Here is a 436-nt window from a genome sequence, read left to right on the forward strand (position 1 = left end):
ACGCCGAGCATGGCCTCGTCCCAGTCGAGGGTCGCCAGCGACATCAGCTGCGTGCGGCTGGCATTGGTGACGTCGGTGACGTGCAATCCGCCGTCCGGGCCGCCGGTGAGGTTCCAGACGAGCCAGGAATCGATCGTGCCGAACAGGGCGGTTCCGTCCTCGGCGAGCGCCCGCGCCCCGTCGACATGGTCCAGCAGCCACGCGAGCTTGGAGGCGGAGAAGTAGCTCGCCAGCGGCAGGCCGGTCACGCCGCGGAAGCGGTCGCGGCCGCCGTCGCGGGCGAGCGCGGCCACCTGCCGGTCGGTGCGGGTGTCCTGCCAGACGAGGGCGTGGTGCAGCGGCTCGCCGGTGCGGCGGTCCCAGAGCAGGGCCGTCTCGCGCTGGTTGGTGAGGACGATGGCGGCCAGATCCCGCGGCTCCAGCCCGGCCTGGGCCA

At 73.4% G+C, this 436-nt stretch carries 1 protein-coding gene; it reads right to left on the reverse strand.

All coding sequences use genetic code 11. From position 1 onward, the window contains the following. On the reverse strand, positions 1-436 hold a 436-nt coding region (locus RAD15_RS43950; RefSeq protein ID WP_458184885.1), incomplete at both ends, for an FGGY family carbohydrate kinase.

The sequence above is a fragment of the Bradyrhizobium sp. 14AA genome, from assembly GCF_054185205.1.